This is a genomic window from Agrobacterium sp. ST15.13.013, from assembly GCF_027956525.1.
Taxonomy (GTDB): Bacteria; Pseudomonadota; Alphaproteobacteria; order Rhizobiales; family Rhizobiaceae; genus Agrobacterium; species Agrobacterium salinitolerans.
Genome location: NZ_JAQKGP010000017.1, coordinates 106,997 through 120,739, shown reverse-complemented (window position 1 = coordinate 120,739; position 13,743 = coordinate 106,997). Strand labels below are relative to the sequence as shown.

The following is a 13,743-nucleotide window of genomic DNA, read 5'->3' as shown; positions in this document are numbered from 1 at the left end:
CGTCGAGCTGATCGTTCCGATCGCGATGGAAGAAAAGCTGCGCTTCGCTATCCGCGAAGGCGGCCGTACCGTCGGCGCCGGCATCGTTGCCTCGATCGTCGAGTAATTTCGACCTTTGAAATTCTGACTGGCGGCGGTGTGAACAACACCGCCGCCGGACTTTTGGTAAAAAGCCTGGCGGCGTTGCATTTTTAGTGCTTGAAAAATTCGGTGAAAGCGCGTAAACGCGCACTCACAATCACCGCTGGATTCGTAAGCGATTGCGAAACGCGGTTTTTTTAGCAATACAGACTACCGAAATGATTGGGGTGTGACGCGCATCCCTCTCGATTTTTGAAAATCTGCGGCGCCACGATCAATAGAAGTTCATGTGTTTCCGCGTGCGGAAACGAATAACAAAGAACAAGGACAAGACGAATGAACGGCCAGAATATCCGTATCCGCCTCAAGGCGTTCGATCACCGGATCCTCGATGCCTCTACCCGTGAAATCGTGTCGACCGCAAAGCGCACCGGCGCCAGCGTTCGCGGCCCGGTTCCGCTCCCCACCCGCATCGAAAAGTTTACCGTCAACCGCTCTCCTCACGTTGACAAGAAGAGCCGTGAACAGTTCGAAATGCGGACGCACAAGCGTCTTCTCGATATCGTTGATCCCACCCCGCAGACTGTCGATGCTCTGATGAAGCTCGACCTCGCTGCTGGCGTTGACGTGGAAATCAAGCTCTAAGACCCGGCCCGAACCGTCCAAGGTGAGGGCTGAAGTAACAAGGCCGGACCTCACTCTTGGGTGAGGGCCAATAACAAGGAAGGTACGTGGAGCAATCCAACGACTTCCAAACCGGAGACCGGAAACATCGTGAGATGTCGAAGGGCACTCCTTAACAAAGGCCAGAGAGGGTTTTCCCTTCAAGGCTCGCAAGAGGATGAACCAATGCGTTCAGGTGTGATTGCACAGAAAGTGGGTATGACACGCGTCTATAACGACGCAGGTGAACATATCCCTGTAACAGTATTGCGACTGGATAACGTACAAGTCGTTGCCCAGCGCACGGAAGACAAGAATGGCTACACCGCAGTTCAGCTCGGTGCCGGCCAGTCCAAGGTCAAGAACACGACGAAGGCTCTTCGCGGTCACTTTGCCGCTGCCAATGTCGAACCGAAAGCAAAGCTCGTCGAGTTCCGGGTTTCCCCCGAGAACCTGATCGACATCGGTGCAACACTGACCGCAAATCATTTTCAGTCCGGCCAGTTGGTCGATGTCACCGGAACCACGATCGGTAAGGGTTTCGCCGGTGCTATGAAGCGTCACAACTTCGGTGGTGGTCGCGCTTCGCACGGTAACTCGATCTCGCACCGTGCACACGGTTCGACCGGTTCCAACCAGGATCCGGGCCGCGTCTGGAAGGGCAAGCGCATGGCTGGTCATATGGGCCAGACCCGCGTTACGACCCAGAACCTTGAAGTCGTTTCGACTGATGAAGACCGTGGCCTCATCCTCGTGAAGGGTGCAGTTCCCGGCTCGAAGGGTTCCTGGATCATCGTCCGCGACGCCGTCAAGTCGGCTGCGAAGTAAGGGAGCCTTATCATGGAATTGAACGTCAAGACCCTCGAGGGAAAAGACGCCGGCAAGGTTTCTCTGTCGGATGAGATCTTCGGCCTCGACCCCCGCCAGGACATTCTGGCCCGCATGGTTCGCTGGCAGCTTGCAAAGAAGCAGCAGGGAACGCACAAATCCAAGAACCGGTCGGAAGTTTCCCGCACCGGCGCGAAGATGTACAAGCAGAAGGGTACGGGCCGCGCTCGTCACCATTCGGCTCGCGCACCGCAGTTCCGCGGCGGCGGCAAGGCCCACGGCCCGGTCGTTCGCAGCCACGCCCATGACCTTCCCAAGAAGGTTCGTGCGCTCGCCCTGCGTCACGCTTTGTCTGCAAAGCTGAAGGCTGAAGAACTGATCATCGTCGATCAGCTCGTCGCGTCCGAAGCAAAGACCAAGGCTCTGCTGGGCAGCTTCGCTTCGCTTGGCCTGACCAACGCTCTCGTAATCGGCGGCGCCGAACTTGATGGCAACTTCAAGCTCGCTGCTCAGAACATCCCGAATGTGGACGTTCTGCCGGTGCAGGGCATCAATGTTTACGACATCCTGCGCCGTGGCAAGCTGGTGCTTTCCAAGGCTGCTGTAGAGGCTCTGGAGGAGCGGTTCAAATGACGGATCTTCGCCACTACGATGTGATCGTATCTCCTTCGATCACGGAAAAGTCGACGCTGGTATCCGAACAGAACCAGGTCGTATTCAACGTCGCCAAGGATGCTTCCAAGCCTGAAATCAAGGCTGCCGTGGAAGCTCTCTTCGGCGTCAAAGTCACGGCTGTGAACACGCTTATCCGCAAGGGTAAGACCCGTCGTTTCCGTGGGTTCGCCGGTAAGCTGAAGGACGTCAAGAAAGCCGTCGTCACGCTCGCCGAAGGTCAATCCATCGACGTGTCCACCGGACTCTAAAGGTTAGGCCCAAGCGGGCAAAGACCCAAAAGGGAACAAGAATATGGCATTGAAAAGTTTCAATCCGACCACGCCGAGCCAGCGTCAGCTGGTTATCGTGGACCGCGCTTCGCTCTACAAGGGCAAGCCGGTAAAGGCTCTCACCCAGGGCCTCAGCTCCAAGGGTGGCCGTAACAACCAGGGCCGGATCACCGTCCGTTTCCAGGGTGGCGGTCACAAGCGGACCTACCGTCTGGTTGACTTCAAGCGTCGCAAGTTTGACGTTGAAGGCACCGTTGAACGTTTGGAATACGACCCCAACCGCACCGCGTTCATCGCGCTGGTTACGTATACCGACGGCGAACAGGCTTACATTCTCGCGCCACAGCGTCTTGCTGCTGGTGACAAGGTGATCGCCTCCGACAAGGCAGTGGACGTGAAGCCCGGCAACACCATGCCGCTTCAGTACATTCCGGTCGGTTCGATCATCCACAACGTCGAGATGAAGCCGGGCAAGGGCGGTCAGATCGCTCGCTCCGCCGGTACGTATGTCCAGCTCGTCGGCCGCGATGCCGGTATGGCCATCCTGCGTCTCAACTCGGGCGAACAGCGCCTGGTGCACGGCTCCTGCCTCGCATCGATCGGTGCTGTTTCGAACGCGGACCACGGCAACATCAACGACGGCAAGGCCGGTCGTTCGCGTTGGCGCGGCAAGCGTCCGCACGTTCGCGGCGTCGTCATGAACCCGGTCGACCACCCGCACGGTGGTGGTGAAGGTCGCACGTCGGGTGGTCGCCACCCGGTTACTCCGTGGGGCAAGCCCACGAAGGGCAAGCGCACCCGTTCGAACAAGTCGACCGACAAGTTCATCATGCGCTCGCGCCATCAGCGTAAGAAGTAAGAGAGGTAGTCACTCATGGCTCGTTCAGTATGGAAAGGTCCGTTTGTTGACGGCTATCTTCTCACCAAGGCTGAGAAGGTGCGCGAGAGCGGACGTAATGAAGTAATCAAGATCTGGAGCCGTCGCTCCACGATCCTGCCGCAGTTCGTCGGTCTGACGTTTGGCGTCTACAACGGCAGCAAGCATGTGCCCGTCTCGGTCAACGAAGACATGGTCGGACACAAGTTCGGTGAATTCTCTCCGACCCGTACCTATTACGGTCACGGCGCGGACAAGAAGGCAAAGAGGAAGTAATCATGGCGAAGGCTAAGACCGAACGCCGGCTGAAGGACAACGAGGCTCAGGCCGTTGCCCGTACGCTCCGCGTCAGCCCCCAGAAACTGAACCTGGTTGCCGCTCTTATCCGTGGCAAGAAGGTTGATCGCGCTCTCGCCGAGCTCGAATTCTCCCGCAAGCGCATTGCAGGCACCGTCAAGAAGACGCTGGAATCTGCAATTGCCAATGCGGAAAACAACCACGACCTCGACGTCGACGCTCTCGTCGTCGCCGAGGCCTATGTTGGCAAGTCCATCACCATGAAGCGTTTCCACGCTCGTGGCCGTGGTCGTGCTTCCCGCATCGAAAAGCCGTTCTCTCACCTCACGATCGTTGTTCGTGAAGTCGAGGAAAAAGGGGAGGCCGCATAATGGGTCAGAAAATCAATCCGATCGGCTTCCGCCTCGGCATCAACCGTACCTGGGACAGCCGCTGGTACGCTGACACCGCAGAATACGGCAAGCTGCTGCATGAAGACCTCAAGATCCGGGCTTATCTGATCAAGGAACTCAAGCAGGCCGGTATCGCAAAGGTCGTCATCGAGCGTCCGCACAAGAAGTGCCGCGTCACGATCCACTCGGCTCGTCCGGGTCTGATCATCGGCAAGAAGGGTGCAGACATCGAGAAGCTTCGCAAGAAGCTTTCCGAGATGACCAACTCCGAAACGCACCTCAACATCGTTGAAGTGCGCAAGCCGGAAATCGACGCGACGCTGGTTGCCCAGTCGATCGCTCAGCAGCTCGAGCGCCGCGTGGCTTTCCGCCGTGCGATGAAGCGTGCTGTTCAGTCCGCAATGCGTCTTGGCGCCGAAGGCATCAAGATCACCTGCGGCGGCCGTCTCGGCGGTGCTGAAATCGCTCGTACCGAATGGTACCGCGAAGGTCGCGTTCCGCTGCACACGCTGCGTGCGGACATCGACTACGGCACAGCTGAAGCTGAAACCGCATTCGGCATCTGCGGCATCAAGGTCTGGATCTTCAAGGGCGAAATCCTTGAGCACGATCCGATGGCTTCTGAGCGTCGCGGTCTCGAAGGCGACGCACAGGGCCCTGCAAGCCGTGAGCGTGGCGATCGTGGCGATCGTCGTCGCGAAAACGCTTGATTGACGCTGGCGAAAGATAAGCTCGGAGAAGTAAGAAAATGTTGCAGCCAAAGCGTACTAAGTACCGTAAGCAGTTCAAGGGACGCATCAAGGGCGTCGCCAAGGGCGGCTTTGACCTGGCATTCGGTGAATTCGGCTTGAAGTCGCAGGAACCGAACCGCGTGAATGCACGCGAGATCGAAGCGGCCCGCCGCGCGATCACGCGTTACATGAAGCGCGCAGGTCGCGTGTGGATCCGCGTATTCCCCGACGTTCCGGTTACGGCAAAGCCGACCGAAGTTCGTATGGGTAAGGGCAAGGGTTCGGTCGATTACTGGGCATGCAAGGTCAAGCCCGGTCGTATGATGTTCGAGATCGACGGTGTTACCGAGGAGATCGCCCGTGAGGCGCTTCGTCTCGGCGCTGCCAAGCTCTCGGTCAAGACGCGCTTCGTACAGCGCATCGCAGAGTAAGGAGCAAGGCACATGAAAGCCGATGAAGTTCGCGGCCTTAGCGCCGACCAGCTCAAGGACAAGCTCGCCGATCTGAAGAAGGAGCAGTTCAACCTGCGCTTCCAGAAGGCGACTGGCCAGCTGGAGAAGTCCTCGCGCATCAACGAAGTCCGCAAGGACATCGCCCGCGTCAAAACCATTGCCCGCCAGAAGGCGGCAGAAGCCAAGGCCTAAGGAAGAATAATATGCCGAAACGCATTCTGCAGGGCGTCGTTGTGTCCGACAAGAACGAGAAGACTGTCGTGGTCCGGGTTGAGCGTCGATTCGCTCACCCGCTCATGCAAAAGACCGTTCGTCGTTCGAAGAAGTACAAGGCACACGACGAAAACAATCAGTATAAGGTCGGCGATGTCGTTTCCATCGAGGAATGCGCACCGATCTCCAAGGACAAGCGCTGGACGGTCGTTTCCGCCCAGGCTTAATTTCATCAGAATCGCGCCTTGTGTCTTGCACTTGGCGCGAATTCCTGTATGAAGCAGCGCAAGGACGCTCGTGACCCGGGCGTCTTTTGCTTTGATGCGCACGGAAGGTCCTTCGGGAAACCACCCTGTCACGATTTTTCCGCGCAAAAAAAGAGACATTCATAAGCTGGGGCAGGGGGCTCGCTCGGGAGAGTTTGCCCAACCGTTCCGGTAACAACAAGAAGGCGACCTGACATGATTCAGATGCAAACAAACCTCGACGTGGCGGATAATTCCGGCGCACGTCGTGTCATGTGCATCAAGGTGCTGGGCGGCTCGAAGCGCAAATATGCTTCTGTTGGCGACATTATTGTCGTTTCCATCAAGGAAGCTATTCCGCGCGGCCGCGTCAAGAAGGGCGACGTGATGAAGGCGGTTGTCGTGCGCACCGCCAAGGACATCCGCCGCGCTGACGGCAGCGTCATCCGTTTCGATAACAACGCAGCCGTTCTTATCGACAACAAGAAAGAGCCCATCGGCACCCGTATCTTCGGACCGGTTCCGCGCGAACTTCGCGCCAAGAACCACATGAAGATCATCTCGCTGGCTCCGGAAGTACTGTAAGGAGCGTATGCGATGCAGAAAATTCGTAAAGGCGACAAGGTTGTCGTATTGACCGGTAAGGACAAGGGCCGTACCGGCGAAGTAATCCAGGTAATGCCGAAAGAAGACCGTGCCGTTGTGCGTGGCGTGAACATGGTGAAGCGTCACCAGCGCCAGACCCAGGCTCAGGAAGCCGGCATCATCAACAAGGAAGCATCCTTGCACATCTCCAACATCGCCATCGTCGACAAGGATGGCAAGCCGACCCGCGTTGGCTTCTCTGTTGTGGATGGCAAGAAGGTCCGCGTGGCCAAGCGTTCGGGAGAAGTGATCGATGGCTGATAAGTACGAGCCGCGTCTCAAGACGGAATACGTTTCCCGTATCCGTGGCGCCATGCAGGAGAAGTTCTCCTACGCAAACGTCATGATGATCCCGAAGCTTGAAAAGATCGTGATCAACATGGGCGTTGGCGAAGCGACTGCCGATTCCAAGAAGCCCACGATCGCTGCCGGTGATCTGGCTGCGATTGCCGGCCAGAAGCCGGTCGTTACCCGCGCTCGCAACTCGATCGCTGGTTTCAAGGTTCGCGAAGGCATGCCGATCGGTGCGAAGGTTACCCTTCGTGGCGCCCGCATGTACGAATTCCTTGATCGTCTGGTCAACATCGCGCTGCCGCGCGTTCGCGACTTCCGGGGTCTGAACCCGAAGAGCTTTGACGGCCGTGGCAACTTCGCCATGGGCATCAAGGAACACATTGTGTTCCCTGAGATCAACTACGATAAGGTTGATCAGATGTGGGGCATGGACATCATCGTTTGCACGACGGCGACGTCGGACGACGAAGCTCGGGCTCTGCTGACAGAGTTCAACTTCCCGTTCCGTCACTAACCGTAACGACGAGCGTAGAAAAGGAACTCCGATATGGCGAAAACAAGCGCAGTTGAAAAGAACAAGCGCCGCCGCAAGTCGGTCGCCCAGCAGGCTGCCAAGCGCGCTGCTCTCAAGGCGATCGTGATGAACCAGTCCCTTCCGATCGAAGACCGGTTCAAGGCCACTCTGAAGCTCGCTTCGCTGCCGCGTGACGGCTCGAAGACGCGTATCCGCAACCGCTGCGAAGTAACGGGCCGTCCGCGCGCGTTCTATCGCAAGCTCAAGATGTCGCGTATCGCGCTTCGTGAGCTGGGCAATTCCGGCAAGGTGCCGGGCATTGTCAAGTCGAGCTGGTAAGGAGACGGGCACATGACCATGACTGATCCTTTGGGTGATATGCTCACCCGCATCCGCAATGGTGCTGCTCGCCGTAAGTCTTCGGTAAGCACGCCTGCTTCCAGCCTGCGCGCACGCGTTCTCGACGTGCTGCAGTCTGAAGGCTACATTCGCGGTTATTCCAAGGTCGATTTTGAAAACGGCAAGTCCGAGTTCACCATCGAGCTGAAGTACTACGAAGGTGCGTCGGTGATCCGTGAGATCGGCCGCGTTTCCAAGCCGGGCCGCCGGGTTTATGTCTCGGTAAAGTCCATTCCGCAGGTCGCGAACGGCCTCGGCATCACCATCCTTTCGACCCCGAAGGGCGTGATGGCCGATCACCAGGCTCGCGAACAGAACGTTGGTGGCGAGGTTCTTTGCTCGGTCTTCTAAGACCCGAGCAGGATCTCCATAACGAACAGACAGGATTGAATAATGTCTCGTATCGGTAAAAAGCCCGTTCCGGTTCCAGCAGGTGTGACGGCCAATGTCGACGGCCAGAAGGTTACTGCTAAGGGCCCGAAGGGTGAACTGTTTTTCGTCGCTAACGACGACATTCAGCTGAAGCTCGAAGATAACGGCGTTTCCGTAACGCCGGCTAACGGCACCAAGGAAGCTCGTTCGAAGTGGGGCATGTCCCGCACGATGATCGAGAACATCTTCAAGGGTGTTAAGGACGGCTATGAGCGCAAGCTCGAAATCAACGGCGTTGGTTACCGTGCCGCCATGCAGGGCAAGAACCTGCAGCTGGCTCTCGGTTTCAGCCACGACGTTGTTTACGAGCCTCCGGTCGGCATCACCATTGCCGTGCCGAAGCCGACGGAAATCATCGTTTCCGGCATCAACAAGCAGCAGGTTGGCCAGGTAGCCGCGGAAATCCGCGAATACCGCGGTCCCGAGCCCTACAAGGGCAAGGGCGTAAAGTACGCTGAAGAGCGTATTGTGCGCAAAGAAGGCAAGAAGAAGTAAGGATCACGCGAAATGGCTAGCAGGAAAGAAGCACTTGCACGTCGCGCGAGCCGTGTGCGCCGCCAGATCAAGGCGGTTGCCAACGGCCGTCCGCGCCTGTCGGTTCATCGCTCGTCGAAGAACATCTATGCCCAGATCATCGATGACGTTGCTGGCAAGACGCTTGCGTCAGCCTCCACGCTCGAAGCTGATCTGCGCGGTTCGCTCAAGACCGGCGCCGACGTTGCAGCAGCGGCTGTTGTCGGCAAGCTGGTTGCCGAGCGTGGCGTCAAGGCTGGCGTCAAGGATGTCGTATTCGACCGTGGCGCGTTCATCTATCATGGCCGCATCAAGGCCGTGGCTGAAGCTGCCCGCGAAGGCGGTCTGAACTTCTAAGTTTTTTCCGCCCGGGCATCGATCCGGGCGGAATTTCACCGGACCATGCGGATCTCGTTCTCGAGGCCGCTGGTCTTTTCGTTTGCCGTTCCACCCGTAAAAGAAAAAGGACAAGGACAATGGCACAGGAAAAAAGAGGTTCTCGCGACGACCGCCAGAACCGTGAAGAGCGCGATAGCGAATTCGTCGACAAGCTGGTCGCGATCAACCGCGTTGCAAAGGTTGTTAAGGGTGGCCGTCGCTTCGGCTTCGCCGCTCTCGTCGTCGTTGGCGACCAGAAGGGCCGCGTTGGCTTCGGTCACGGCAAGGCTCGTGAAGTTCCGGAAGCGATCCGCAAGGCAACGGAAAGCGCAAAGCGCGATCTGATCTTCGTTCCGCTGCGCGATGGCCGCACGCTGCATCACGACGTCAATGGCCGTCACGGCGCAGGCAAGGTTCTGCTGCGTTCGGCCAAGGCCGGTACCGGTATCATCGCCGGTGGTCCGATGCGCGCCGTTTTCGAAACGCTCGGCGTTCATGACGTTGTTGCAAAGTCGACCGGTTCGTCGAACCCGTACAACATGGTTCGCGCTACGTTCGACGCTCTGAAGCATCAGGTTCATCCGAAGGACATCGCTGCACAGCGCGGTCTGAAGTATGCGACCCTTCAGGCTCGCCGTGCCGCTTCCGGCAACGCTTCTGAAGAATAAGGAGCTGGATCATGGCCAAGAAGACTACTGAAGCCAAGAAGACTGTTACGGTCGAACAGATCGGCAGCCCTATTCGCCGCCCGGCAATCCAGCGTCAGACGCTGGTCGGTCTGGGTCTCAACAAGATGCATCGTCAGCGCACCCTGGAAGACACTCCTGCGGTTCGCGGCATGATCCGTGCGGTCCAGCATCTCGTTCGCGTCGTTGACGAGAAGTGAGACGGAGTAACCTATCATGAAACTCAATGAAATCAGAGATAACGAAGGCGCCTCCAAGGATCGTATCCGCGTAGGTCGCGGTATCGGTTCCGGCAAGGGCAAGACCGGTGGTCGCGGTGTGAAGGGTCAGAAGGCTCGTTCGGGCGTCGCGATCAACGGCTTCGAAGGCGGTCAGATGCCCATCTACCGTCGTCTGCCGAAGCGCGGCTTTAACAACATTTTCGGTTCCGAATATGCTGTTGTGTCGCTCGGCCGCATTCAGACCGCCATCGACGCCAAGAAGCTTGACGCTTCCGCAACGATCGATGCCGCTGCTCTCAAGGCTGCCGGCGTTATCCGCCGCGCCAAGGACGGCGTACGCATTCTCGCCGACGGCGAGCTGAAGGCAAAGGTCGCTTTCGAAGTTGCCGGCGCTTCCAAGCCTGCGATCGAAAAGATCGAAAAGGCTGGCGGCTCGATCAAGCTTCTCGCTGTTGCAGCGGAAGCCGCCGAGTAATATATAAACTTCAGACGCCCGGTGCGCATGTCGCTCCGGGCGTTTGCGCTCCCTGGCCACTGTTGCTTTCGATCTAAATCGATTTATAGAGCATCAGGGCAATCTCTTCGCGGTGTGCTTTCTTGGCCCCGCTTGCGGCAGAAAGTGCCGCAGGGAGAGCCTCACAGTTCTTGAACTTCCGTAGGGGAGGGGATAGGACATAAAAAACAGGGTGAGGCATGATGGCGGCCAAGAGCTGCATTCGTCCGAAGCCCGGTTTTGACCAGTATCTTTTAGACCTTTCCGCATTGGCCGGTGTTGCTGGCTGGCAAGGGTCATTCGGAGAAATTTATGGCTTCAGCAGCGGAACAACTGGCTTCGAACCTGAATTTTTCGACCTTCGCTAAGGCGGAGGATCTGAAAAAGCGTCTCTGGTTTACTCTTGCCGCACTTCTCGTCTACCGTCTCGGCACCCATATTCCGCTTCCGGGCCTGAACCCCGAAGCCTATGCGCAGGCCTTCCGCGGTCAGGCCAACGGTATTCTTGGTCTTTTCAATATGTTTGCGGGTGGCGCCGTCGAGCGCATGGCGATTTTCGCCCTCGGCATCATGCCTTACATCTCCGCTTCGATCATCGTGCAGCTCATGACCTCGGTCGTGCCCTCGCTCGAAGCGTTGAAGAAGGAAGGCGAAGCCGGCCGCAAGATCATCAACCAGTATACACGCTACGGTACGGTGCTGCTCGGCACGCTGCAGGCCTATGGCATTGCGGTCGGGCTTGAAAGCGGCAACGGTCTCGTGGTGGATCCGGGCATGTTCTTCCGCATCTCCACCGTCATCACGCTGCTCGGTGGTACGATGTTCCTCATGTGGCTCGGCGAACAGATCACCTCGCGCGGTATCGGTAACGGTATTTCGCTGATCATCTTCGCGGGCATTGCCGCGGGCCTGCCCAAGGCGCTGGCCGGCACGCTGGAACTTGGCCGCACCGGCGCGCTGTCGACCCCTCTCATTCTGATGGTCGTCATCATCGCTATCGGCGTCATCGCGCTTATCGTCTTCGTGGAGCGCGCGCAGCGCCGCCTGTTGATCCAATATCCGAAGCGCCAAGTCGGCAACCGGATGTTCCAGGGCGATACTTCGCATTTGCCGCTGAAGCTCAACACCGCCGGCGTCATTCCCGCGATCTTCGCATCGTCGCTGCTGCTTTTGCCGGCAACGGCTGCGGGTTTTGCCGGAAACACCAACCTGCCGGGCTGGGCGACGTCGATCATTGCGTCGCTGCAGCACGGACAGCCGTTGTTCATGGCGCTCTACGGCCTGCTGATCGCGTTCTTCGCGTTTTTCTATACGGCGATCGTCTTCAATCCGAAGGACACCGCAGATAACCTCAAGAAGCATGGCGGCTTCATTCCGGGCATCCGTCCGGGCGAGCGCACCGCGGAGTACATTGATTACGTCCTGACCCGCATCACGGTGGTCGGCGCGATTTATCTGGTCTTCGTGTGTATCCTTCCTGAGACACTTATCGCACGGACGGGCATTCCATTAGCCCTTGGTGGTACTTCGCTTTTGATCGTTGTCAGTGTAACTCTGGATACGGTTGCGCAGATTCAGGGTCACCTGATCGCCCAGCAGTATGAAGGCCTGATCAAGAAGTCGAAGTTGCGTGGAGGAAAGAGGGGACGATGAGACTGATATTTTTGGGTCCGCCGGGTGCGGGCAAGGGAACCCAGGCCAAGCGGCTGACGGACAAGTACGGGATCCCGCAGCTTTCCACCGGTGACATGCTGCGCGCTGCGGTCAGCGCGGGCACCGAAATTGGCAAGCGCGCCAAGGCCGTCATGGATGCCGGCGGGCTGGTATCCGACGATATCGTCAATCAGATCGTTTCCGAGCGCATCGAAGCACCGGACTGTGCCAAGGGTTTCATTCTCGACGGTTATCCGCGCACCGTTCCGCAGGCCAAGGCTCTTGCCGACAACATGCGCAAGAAGAACCTGGTTCTCGACGCCGTCATCGAACTCAAGGTGGACGAAGAGGCGTTGATTCGCCGAATCGAAAACCGCGTCGCTGAGACCATCGCGGCTGGCGGCACTGTCCGTTCGGATGACAATCCGGAAGCTTTCCGCAAGCGTCTTACGGAATATCGCGAGAAGACCGCGCCGCTGTCTGCCTATTACAGCGAGCAGGGCGAGCTTGTGGCGCTCGATGGCATGGCTGATGTCGATGCCGTCACTGAGGCCATCGAGCGCGTTCTCGAGAAAGCCTCTGCCTGATCGAGAGAATGAATGGGTGAGGGCCGTTACGTTCTTGCCCATCTTCCATTTCCGAAAGGCGGCTGATCCTCTGGATCGTAAAAGAATCTTGGCGGAGCCGGTTGCTTTTTTGCGCTGATTCCGTTAAACACCGCGCCAACTCGCGACATCCCAAGCGACTGGCGCGGATTTCCCTTAGGGAAGGGAGATCCGGGTTCAGTCGTTTTGACTTGTCACGGACACCAATTTGAACTGGCGGTCTTTCGGCCGCTCAAATGGAATCACCACTTGCCGGATGGCAACTGGAACCAAGGAGAAGAGACGTGGCACGTATCGCTGGCGTCAACATCCCGACTGCGAAGCGCGTTGTTATTGCGCTGACCTACATTCACGGGATCGGTCCGAAATTCGCGCAGGAAATCATGGACAAGGTCGGTCTTCCGGCTGAGAAGCGCGTTCATCAGCTGACGGATGCTGAAGTTCTTCAGATCCGTGAAGCCATCGACCGCGACTACCAGGTCGAAGGCGACCTGCGTCGTGAGACCTCGATGAACATCAAGCGTCTGATGGACCTCGGTTGCTACCGCGGCCTGCGTCACCGTCGTGGCCTTCCGGTCCGCGGTCAGCGCACGCACACCAACGCCCGCACCCGCAAGGGTCCGGCGAAGGCTATCGCTGGTAAGAAGAAGTAATTTTCCGGTTCTCCGGAAAGGGGAGGCTGGTGCAGTCCGCGCCAGCCTTTCTGAGTTTGGCGTAAGGCTCCAGAAGGGCTGATCGCCGGTGTAGCCGCTGGTGTTACGGCGGTGAAGAGATCAATGAAAGGTATAAAATGGCCAAGGAAGCCGCACGCGTCCGTCGTCGCGAACGCAAAAATATCACGTCTGGCGTCGCGCACGTCAACTCGACCTTCAACAACACGATGATCACCATCACCGACGCACAGGGCAATGCTATTGCCTGGTCGTCCGCTGGTGCCAAGGGCTTCAAGGGTTCGCGCAAGTCGACCCCGTTCGCTGCCCAGATCGCTGCTGAAGATTGCGCGAAGAAGGCTCAGGAACACGGCATGAAGTCGCTTGAAGTTGAAGTTTGCGGTCCGGGTTCCGGCCGTGAATCGGCACTTCGCGCTCTGCAGGCTGCCGGTTTCATGATCACCTCCATTCGCGACGTGACGCCGATCCCGCACAACGGTTGCCGTCCGCGCAAGAAGCGCCGCGTCTGACGCGACC

At 58.1% G+C, this 13,743-nt stretch carries 26 protein-coding genes and 1 pseudogene; all 27 read left to right on the top strand.

Annotated elements, in window-relative coordinates; all coding sequences use genetic code 11:
- A pseudogene (locus PL597_RS17815) lies at window positions 1–106 on the top strand (elongation factor Tu); the annotation flags it as partial.
- 311 nt (window positions 107–417) lie between these two features.
- Complete coding sequence (gene rpsJ, locus PL597_RS17810; protein WP_003507767.1) at window positions 418–726, top strand: 30S ribosomal protein S10; 309 nt, start codon at window positions 418–420, stop codon at window positions 724–726.
- Window positions 727–930: 204 nt separating this feature from the next.
- The gene (gene rplC / locus PL597_RS17805; protein ID WP_077983839.1) at window positions 931–1,572 is read left to right on the top strand and encodes a 50S ribosomal protein L3; all 642 of its coding nucleotides are present in this window, start codon (window positions 931–933) and stop codon (window positions 1,570–1,572) included.
- Window positions 1,573–1,584: 12 nt separating this feature from the next.
- Window positions 1,585–2,205 carry a 50S ribosomal protein L4 gene (gene rplD, locus PL597_RS17800; protein WP_003495173.1) on the top strand — a complete coding sequence of 207 codons (621 nt, stop codon included), beginning with the start codon at window positions 1,585–1,587 and terminating at the stop codon, window positions 2,203–2,205.
- The gene (locus tag PL597_RS17795) at window positions 2,202–2,495 is read left to right on the top strand and encodes a 50S ribosomal protein L23 (RefSeq protein ID WP_063948592.1); all 294 of its coding nucleotides are present in this window, start codon (window positions 2,202–2,204) and stop codon (window positions 2,493–2,495) included. The genes rplD and PL597_RS17795 overlap by 4 nt, the downstream gene beginning before the upstream one ends.
- 43 nt (window positions 2,496–2,538) lie before the next feature.
- On the top strand, window positions 2,539–3,375 hold the full coding sequence (rplB, locus tag PL597_RS17790) for a 50S ribosomal protein L2 (protein ID WP_077983838.1): 837 nt from the start codon (window positions 2,539–2,541) through the stop codon (window positions 3,373–3,375).
- 15 nt (window positions 3,376–3,390) lie between these two features.
- On the top strand, window positions 3,391–3,669 hold the full coding sequence (gene rpsS, locus PL597_RS17785) for a 30S ribosomal protein S19 (protein ID WP_003507772.1): 279 nt from the start codon (window positions 3,391–3,393) through the stop codon (window positions 3,667–3,669).
- Window positions 3,670–3,671: 2 nt separating this feature from the next.
- Window positions 3,672–4,061 carry a 50S ribosomal protein L22 gene (gene rplV, locus PL597_RS17780; protein WP_065113658.1) on the top strand — a complete coding sequence of 130 codons (390 nt, stop codon included), beginning with the start codon at window positions 3,672–3,674 and terminating at the stop codon, window positions 4,059–4,061.
- Window positions 4,061–4,792: a 30S ribosomal protein S3 gene (rpsC, locus tag PL597_RS17775; protein ID WP_004442600.1), complete on the top strand. Its 732-nt coding sequence runs from the start codon at window positions 4,061–4,063 to the stop codon at window positions 4,790–4,792. Before rplV ends, rpsC begins: the two co-directional genes overlap by 1 nt.
- A gap of 38 nt (window positions 4,793–4,830) precedes the next feature.
- Entirely contained in the window at window positions 4,831–5,244 is a 414-nt protein-coding gene (gene rplP, locus PL597_RS17770) for a 50S ribosomal protein L16 (RefSeq protein WP_003507774.1), read from the top strand.
- A gap of 12 nt (window positions 5,245–5,256) precedes the next feature.
- Window positions 5,257–5,457 carry a 50S ribosomal protein L29 gene (gene rpmC / locus PL597_RS17765; RefSeq protein WP_003495193.1) on the top strand — a complete coding sequence of 67 codons (201 nt, stop codon included), beginning with the start codon at window positions 5,257–5,259 and terminating at the stop codon, window positions 5,455–5,457.
- Window positions 5,458–5,468: 11 nt separating this feature from the next.
- The gene (rpsQ, locus tag PL597_RS17760) at window positions 5,469–5,705 is read left to right on the top strand and encodes a 30S ribosomal protein S17 (protein ID WP_077983837.1); all 237 of its coding nucleotides are present in this window, start codon (window positions 5,469–5,471) and stop codon (window positions 5,703–5,705) included.
- Window positions 5,706–5,939: 234 nt separating this feature from the next.
- Window positions 5,940–6,308, top strand: a complete 369-nt coding sequence (rplN, locus tag PL597_RS17755; protein WP_003495199.1) for a 50S ribosomal protein L14 — start codon at window positions 5,940–5,942, stop codon at window positions 6,306–6,308.
- A 12-nt stretch (window positions 6,309–6,320) separates the two neighbouring features.
- Entirely contained in the window at window positions 6,321–6,629 is a 309-nt protein-coding gene (rplX, locus tag PL597_RS17750; RefSeq protein ID WP_003495200.1) for a 50S ribosomal protein L24, read from the top strand.
- A complete protein-coding gene (rplE, locus tag PL597_RS17745) occupies window positions 6,622–7,176 on the top strand; it encodes a 50S ribosomal protein L5 (protein WP_003495201.1) in 555 nt (184 codons plus the stop codon). The genes rplX and rplE overlap by 8 nt, the downstream gene beginning before the upstream one ends.
- Before the next feature lie 33 nt (window positions 7,177–7,209).
- Window positions 7,210–7,515 (top strand): 30S ribosomal protein S14, encoded by a 306-nt coding sequence (rpsN, locus tag PL597_RS17740; protein WP_003507785.1) that lies wholly within the window; start codon window positions 7,210–7,212, stop codon window positions 7,513–7,515.
- Between the two features lie 12 nt (window positions 7,516–7,527).
- A complete protein-coding gene (rpsH, locus tag PL597_RS17735; protein ID WP_004442588.1) occupies window positions 7,528–7,926 on the top strand; it encodes a 30S ribosomal protein S8 in 399 nt (132 codons plus the stop codon).
- A gap of 42 nt (window positions 7,927–7,968) precedes the next feature.
- Window positions 7,969–8,502, top strand: a complete 534-nt coding sequence (rplF, locus tag PL597_RS17730; protein WP_003495204.1) for a 50S ribosomal protein L6 — start codon at window positions 7,969–7,971, stop codon at window positions 8,500–8,502.
- A 12-nt stretch (window positions 8,503–8,514) separates the two neighbouring features.
- On the top strand, window positions 8,515–8,877 hold the full coding sequence (rplR, locus tag PL597_RS17725) for a 50S ribosomal protein L18 (protein ID WP_003516127.1): 363 nt from the start codon (window positions 8,515–8,517) through the stop codon (window positions 8,875–8,877).
- 119 nt (window positions 8,878–8,996) lie between these two features.
- The gene (rpsE, locus tag PL597_RS17720; protein WP_003495208.1) at window positions 8,997–9,566 is read left to right on the top strand and encodes a 30S ribosomal protein S5; all 570 of its coding nucleotides are present in this window, start codon (window positions 8,997–8,999) and stop codon (window positions 9,564–9,566) included.
- Between the two features lie 11 nt (window positions 9,567–9,577).
- A complete protein-coding gene (gene rpmD, locus PL597_RS17715) occupies window positions 9,578–9,784 on the top strand; it encodes a 50S ribosomal protein L30 (protein ID WP_003495212.1) in 207 nt (68 codons plus the stop codon).
- Window positions 9,785–9,800: 16 nt separating this feature from the next.
- Window positions 9,801–10,280 carry a 50S ribosomal protein L15 gene (rplO, locus tag PL597_RS17710; RefSeq protein ID WP_077983835.1) on the top strand — a complete coding sequence of 160 codons (480 nt, stop codon included), beginning with the start codon at window positions 9,801–9,803 and terminating at the stop codon, window positions 10,278–10,280.
- Between the two features lie 218 nt (window positions 10,281–10,498).
- Window positions 10,499–10,666, top strand: a complete 168-nt coding sequence (locus PL597_RS17705) for a hypothetical protein (protein ID WP_165691255.1) — start codon at window positions 10,499–10,501, stop codon at window positions 10,664–10,666.
- Window positions 10,611–11,951, top strand: a complete 1,341-nt coding sequence (gene secY, locus PL597_RS17700) for a preprotein translocase subunit SecY (protein WP_077983846.1) — start codon at window positions 10,611–10,613, stop codon at window positions 11,949–11,951. The genes PL597_RS17705 and secY overlap by 56 nt, the downstream gene beginning before the upstream one ends.
- Window positions 11,948–12,538 carry an adenylate kinase gene (locus PL597_RS17695; protein WP_077983834.1) on the top strand — a complete coding sequence of 197 codons (591 nt, stop codon included), beginning with the start codon at window positions 11,948–11,950 and terminating at the stop codon, window positions 12,536–12,538. The genes secY and PL597_RS17695 overlap by 4 nt, the downstream gene beginning before the upstream one ends.
- Window positions 12,539–12,840: 302 nt before the next feature.
- Window positions 12,841–13,209 carry a 30S ribosomal protein S13 gene (gene rpsM / locus PL597_RS17690; RefSeq protein WP_035263425.1) on the top strand — a complete coding sequence of 123 codons (369 nt, stop codon included), beginning with the start codon at window positions 12,841–12,843 and terminating at the stop codon, window positions 13,207–13,209.
- Window positions 13,210–13,346: 137 nt separating this feature from the next.
- Window positions 13,347–13,736 carry a 30S ribosomal protein S11 gene (rpsK, locus tag PL597_RS17685; protein ID WP_003495225.1) on the top strand — a complete coding sequence of 130 codons (390 nt, stop codon included), beginning with the start codon at window positions 13,347–13,349 and terminating at the stop codon, window positions 13,734–13,736.
- Window positions 13,737–13,743: the final 7 nt, after the last annotated feature.